General features: G+C 70.3%; 6 protein-coding genes. 3 read left to right on the forward strand and 3 right to left on the reverse strand.

What is annotated here, in order from left to right; genetic code table 11:
- Window positions 1-199 precede the first annotated feature (199 nt).
- Window positions 200-1,579, reverse strand: a complete 1,380-nt coding sequence (locus RIN80_RS26075; protein WP_309098096.1) for an MFS transporter — start codon at window positions 1,577-1,579, stop codon at window positions 200-202.
- 27 nt (window positions 1,580-1,606) lie between these two features.
- Window positions 1,607-2,044: a MarR family transcriptional regulator gene (locus RIN80_RS26080; RefSeq protein ID WP_309098097.1), complete on the reverse strand. Its 438-nt coding sequence runs from the start codon at window positions 2,042-2,044 to the stop codon at window positions 1,607-1,609.
- A gap of 154 nt (window positions 2,045-2,198) precedes the next feature.
- Here RIN80_RS26080 and RIN80_RS26085 point away from each other — a divergent pair, with 154 nt between their 5' ends.
- Window positions 2,199-2,426 carry a ribbon-helix-helix protein, CopG family gene (locus RIN80_RS26085; RefSeq protein WP_309098098.1) on the forward strand — a complete coding sequence of 76 codons (228 nt, stop codon included), beginning with the start codon at window positions 2,199-2,201 and terminating at the stop codon, window positions 2,424-2,426.
- Here RIN80_RS26085 and RIN80_RS26090 read toward each other — a convergent pair.
- Complete coding sequence (locus RIN80_RS26090; RefSeq protein WP_309098099.1) at window positions 2,396-3,847, reverse strand: NCS2 family permease; 1,452 nt, start codon at window positions 3,845-3,847, stop codon at window positions 2,396-2,398. The two genes, RIN80_RS26085 and RIN80_RS26090, sit on opposite strands and share 31 nt — an antisense overlap.
- 117 nt (window positions 3,848-3,964) lie before the next feature.
- On the opposite strand from RIN80_RS26090, the gene RIN80_RS26095 reads away from it, so the two are divergent.
- Both RIN80_RS26095 and RIN80_RS26100 read left to right on the forward strand, forming a co-directional pair.
- Window positions 3,965-4,225, forward strand: a complete 261-nt coding sequence (locus tag RIN80_RS26095; protein WP_309098100.1) for a DUF2530 domain-containing protein — start codon at window positions 3,965-3,967, stop codon at window positions 4,223-4,225.
- 287 nt (window positions 4,226-4,512) lie between these two features.
- On the forward strand, window positions 4,513-5,352 hold an 840-nt coding region (locus tag RIN80_RS26100), incomplete at its 3' end, for a class I SAM-dependent methyltransferase (protein WP_309098101.1).

Here is a 5,352-nt window from a genome sequence, read left to right on the forward strand (position 1 = left end):
GGTACGAGGACGTCGAGTTCGTCGCCGAAGTGATCTCCAGGAAGACCGGGGCGAACGACTACGGCCCCAAGAAGGACGCCTGCACGGCGAGTACCGGGGCGAGCCGAGCCTGGGCTTCGAAAGACGAGATCGACCTGACCGGCACCGTGGTCGGCCTCGTCCTGAACACCGACGAGTTCCCCCGGGGCCGACGGCCCCGCTACGCCGCCGGGGCCAGCTCCTCCCGTTGGTCCCGCGGCACGAACCGCACCCGGGGATGCCCGCGGTGCCAGCCGACCGCCAGGCGGAGGTTGCCCACGCGGGCCAGGACCAGGCCGATCGCGGCCGCGGCCGCCACCGCCACCGCGCCGCCCGCCGCGAGGCCGACGCGCGCGCCGTAGGTGTCGGTGACCCAGCCGACGATCGGGGCGCCGACCGGGGAGCCGCCGAGGAAGACCATCATGTAGAGGGCCATGACACGGCCGCGCATGGCCGGGTCGGTGGACATCTGGATGCTGGTGTTCGTCGTGACGTTGACCGTCATGCCGAACAGCCCCAGCGGCACCATGAGCAGGGCGAACATCCACAGGGCCGGGACCGTCGCGGCCAGGATCTCCAGCGCGCCGAAGGCCATCGCCGCCACGATCAGCAGCCGCAGCCGGGCCGTGCCCCGCCGCGCCGCGAGCAGCGCCCCCGCGACCGAGCCGACCGCCATCAGCGTGTTGAACATGCTGTAGGCGCCCGCGCCCGCGTGGAAGACGTCGTCCGCGAAGGCCGACAGGTAGACGGGGAAGTTGAAGGCGAACGTGCCGACGAAGCCGACCAGGACGATCGGCCAGATCAGCTCCGGCCGGCCGGTGACATAGCGGACGCCCTCGCGCAGCTGCCCCTTGCCCCGCGGGGCACGCTCGACGGCGTGCAGCTCGCGGGCGCGCATCAGCAGCAGGCCGGTGAGCGGCGCGATGAAGGACAGGCCGTTGAAGAGGAAGGCGTAGCCGGTGCCGACGCCGGTGATCAGTATGCCCGCGACGGCGGGGCCGACCAGGCGGGCCGACTGGAAGTTCGCCGAGTTCAGGCTGACCGCGTTCTGCAGCTGGCCGGGGCCGACCAGCTCGGAGACGAAGGACTGGCGGGCCGGGTTGTCGACGACGGTGGCGAGACCGACCGCGAAGGCGGCGACGTACACGTGCCACACCTGGACGTGGCCGGTGAGCGTGAGGACGGCCAGGGCGATCGCCGTGAGCGCCATCGACGTCTGGGTCACGAGCAGCGTGGGCCGTTTGCGCAACCGGTCGACGAGGACACCGCCGTAGAGGCCGAACAGGAGCATCGGCAGGAACTGCAGGGCGGTCGTTATGCCGACGGCGGCGGAGGAGCCGGTGAGGCTGAGCACGAGCCAGTCCTGGGCGATGCGCTGCATCCAGGTGCCGATGTTGGAGACGACCTGCCCCATGAAGAACAGGCGGTAGTTGCGCACCTTCAGGGACGAGAACATCGAGGACCTGCGGACGCGGTCGCCGGAGGCGGGTGCTGCGGGAGCGGGCGGGGAGTCGTGGGGTTCAGGTGCGGGGGCGGAAGCTGTTCCGGGTCCCGAACTCAAAGGGTTCGCCTCCTTGCTACATACGGCTTACAGGTGCGCGAGCTTCTCCAGCACGGGGGCGGCGGCGCGCAGTTTGGCCCACTCGTCCTCGTCGAGGTTCTCCACCAGGGAGGACAGGAACGCGTTCCGCTTGGCGCGGCTCTCCTCGAGCATCGCCTCGGCCTGCTCGGTGCGCGTCACGACCTTCTGGCGCCGGTCCTCGGGGTGCGGCTCCAGACGGACCAGTCCCTTGGCCTCCAGCAGCGCCACGATGCGGGTCATCGACGGCGGCTGGACGTGCTCCTTGCGGGCGAGCTCGCCCGGTGTGGCCCTGCCGCACAGGGACAGGGTGCCGAGCACCGACATCTCGGTGGGGCTGAGCGACTCGTCGACCCGCTGGTGCTTGAGGCGACGGGACAGCCGCATCACGGCGGATCGGAGGGAGTTCACGGCGGCTGCGTCGTCGCCATGGCTGAGGTCCGGCATGTTCTTTAGCGTAACTCATTACTCTCGCTAAAGACCACCGGGGGCACGGGAAAGCCCCGTGACGCCCGCCACTGACCGGCAACATCACTCATACGGGTGATCCCGGTGGGGAACGTGACACACCGCGGCGAACGGTGCGGCGACCCTCATGGTCATGGGGACCAGCGTGCTCAGCCTGCGAATAGACCACGAGCTGCTCGAACGGCTCCGGCACCATGCCGCGAAACGAGGAATGAGCGTCCAGGACTACGTCGTCCGGACGCTCATTCGCGATGACTTCGACCAGCGGTTCCAGACCGCCGTCGAGGAGACGGAGAGGTTCTACGGCCCGTCCGGCTCCGAGGACGAGGATCAGGTCAGACCCAGCGCCGGCATCAGGTAGTAGAAGGCGAACACCGCCGCCACCGCGTACATCGCCGACGGCACCTCACGGCCCCGTCCGGCGGCCAGCCGCAGCACCACGAAGGTGATGAAGCCCATGCCGATGCCGTTCGTGATCGAGTAGGTGAACGGCATCATCAGCATGGTCACGAAGGCCGGCACGGCGATCGTGTAGTCCGCCCAGTCGATCTCCTTCACCGAACCGGCCAGGATCAGGAAGCCGACCGCCACCAGCGCCGGGGTGGCCGCCTGGGACGGGACCATCGTGGCGACGGGGGTCAAGAAGAGCGCGGCGGCGAAGAGACCGCCGGTGACCACGTTGGCGAGACCCGTCCGGGCACCCTCACCGACACCCGCCGTGGACTCCACGAACGCCGTGGTCGCCGAGGAGGAGCTGGCGCCACCGGCGGCGACCGCGAGGCCGTCCACCAACAGCACCTTGTTGATGCCGGGCATCTGGCCCTCGCCGTCGGTCAGCTTCGCCTCGTCGGAGACGCCCATGATCGTGCCCATCGCGTCGAAGAAGCACGACAGCAGCACGGTGAAGACGAACAGCACACCGGTCAGCACGCCGACCTTGTCGAAGCCGCCGAACAGGCTGACCTGCCCGACCAGCCCGAAGTCCGGGCCGGCGACCGGGTTGCCCGGCCACTTGGGCGTGGTCAGACCCCAGCTCGGCACCTTGGCGACCGCGTTGATGACCACCGCGACGACCGTCATGGCGACGATCGAGATCAGGATCGCGCCCGAGACCTTGCGGACGATCAGCGCCAGGGTCAGCAGGACCCCCAGCACGAAGACCAGCACGGGCCAGCCGTTCAGATGCCCGTCGCCGCCGAGCTGGAGCGGGACGGTGGTCTGGGCGGCGTCCGGGATCCGGGAGACGAAGCCGGCGTCGACCAGCCCGATCAGCATGATGAACAGGCCGATACCGATGGAGATGGCCTTGCGCAGCCCGTAGGGCACGGCGTTCATCACGCGCTCGCGCAGCCCCGTGGCGACCAGCAGCATCACCACGAAACCGGCCAACACCACCATGCCCATCGCGTCCGGCCAGGACATACGCGGGGCGAGCTGGAGGGCGACCACCGAGTTCACGCCGAGACCGGCGGCCAGCGCGATCGGGACGTTGCCGATCACACCCATGAGGAGCGTGGTGAGCGCCGCCGTGAGGGCCGTCGCGGTGACCAGCTGCCCGTTGTCGAGCTGATGACCGTACATGTCCTTGGCGCTGCCGAGGATGATCGGGTTCAGCACGATGATGTAGGCCATCGCGAAGAAGGTGGCGAGACCGCCGCGGACCTCGCGGGACAGGGTGCTGCCGCGCTCGGAGATGCGGAAGAAGCGGTCGAGTGCGCCGTTCGTGGGCCCGGCTCCCGGCTGTTCAGGGGCGGGGACCTTGGCGGGAGCCGAGGAGGACATGTGTTTGGTGTTTCCTACGAAGAGAAGTGGTCAGACACAAACCGTTTCAGTATGAACATATGACACCCCACTCGGCCATCTCCGCGCGTAGACCTGATCGCCTCGTAAGCTGTCCCCATGGCGAAGTGGACCCCCCGACACGAGGCGCCGGAGCCCTTGGAGGGCCCCGTGGTCGCCACCATCACCGGCGGCACGATCCTGTGGTTCGTCCTCTTCGTCGTCCAGCTCCCCTTCTACGGCTGGTTCGACGACCGCGGCAGCACCTGGTGGATCTGGACCTGCCTGGCCGGAGGCGGCCTGGGCCTCATCGGCATCTACTACGTCCGCAGGCGCGACGCGGCACTGAAGCGGGCCGCGGCCCGGGACGAAGCCGCATAGGACGACGCGCCCGCACCCGCGCACGGCGAGAAGGGGCCGTGCGCGGGGGTCCGCCCGCAGCGGTCGGCGCGTCAACGGGGAGTCAGTCGGGCGCACGTCGATCGCGCCGTTCCGAGGACGGACACTCCTGGCGCGGCCCCGACCACCCCCACCGTGAGGGCGAGGACGCGCACTCCCACGCTGCCCGGCAGGACACACCCCCGCCCCCTCCCTACGCTCGATAGAGGCGGCGAACCGCTCACACCCCGTCGCGCGGACCCGCCGCCCGACCGGTGAGGAGCGCAGCCATGACGACACAGCAGAGCACGGCCGAGGCCGACCGGGCTTGGAAGTCCAAGCACCGCGCCATGTGGGCCCAGGGCGACTACCCGTCCCTGGCCGCCGAGATCATCCCCGAGCTGGGACCGGTCCTGGTCGAGGCGTGCGGCGTGCGTTCCGGCCACCGGGTGCTGGACATCGGTGCCGGCTCCGGCAACGCCGCGATCCCGGCGGCCCTGGCCGGCGCGGACGTCGTCGCCTCCGACCTGACACCCGAGCTGTTCGAGGCCGGGCGGCGCGTGGCCGAGCGGCAGGGGGCACGCCTGACCTGGCAGGAGGCCGACGCCGAGGCCCTGCCCTTCGGCGACGCGGAGTTCGACACCGTGCTGTCCTGCGTGGGCGTCATGTTCGCCCCGCACCACCAGCGGGCCGCCGGCGAACTCGTCCGCGTCTGCCGCCCGGGCGGCACCATCGGGCTGCTGAGCTGGACGCCCCAGGGATTCATCGGACGGATGTTCGCCATCATGAAGCCCTACGCACCCCCGCCCCCGCCGGGCGCCCAGCCGCCCCCGCTGTGGGGCGACGAGGACCATGTGCGCGCCCTCCTCGGCGACCGGGTCACGGACCTGCGCGCCGAGCGGCGGACCGTCCGGGTCGAGCGCTTCGCGACGCCGGAGCTGTTCCGCGACTACTTCAAGGAGCGCTACGGCCCGACCATCAGCGTCTACAAGAACATCGCCGACGACCCCGACCGGGTCGCCGCCCTGGACCGCGAACTGGCGGAACTGGCCCGCACCGCCGACCTGGGGACGAGCCCGGGCGGGACGGTCATGGACTGGGAGTACCTGCTCTGCACGGCCCGCCGAGCC

Source organism: Streptomyces sp., assembly GCF_031181705.1.
Lineage (GTDB): Bacteria > Actinomycetota > Actinomycetes > Streptomycetales > Streptomycetaceae > Streptomyces.

Coding starts and splice junctions, on each gene's coding strand:
- RIN80_RS26085 (WP_309098098.1), top strand. CDS start 2,199: ATGGGGACCAGCGTGCTCAGCCTGCGAATAGACCACGAGCTGCTCGAA.
- RIN80_RS26080 (WP_309098097.1), bottom strand. CDS start 2,044: ATGCCGGACCTCAGCCATGGCGACGACGCAGCCGCCGTGAACTCCCTC.
- RIN80_RS26090 (WP_309098099.1), bottom strand. CDS start 3,847: ATGTCCTCCTCGGCTCCCGCCAAGGTCCCCGCCCCTGAACAGCCGGGA.
- RIN80_RS26095 (WP_309098100.1), top strand. CDS start 3,965: ATGGCGAAGTGGACCCCCCGACACGAGGCGCCGGAGCCCTTGGAGGGC.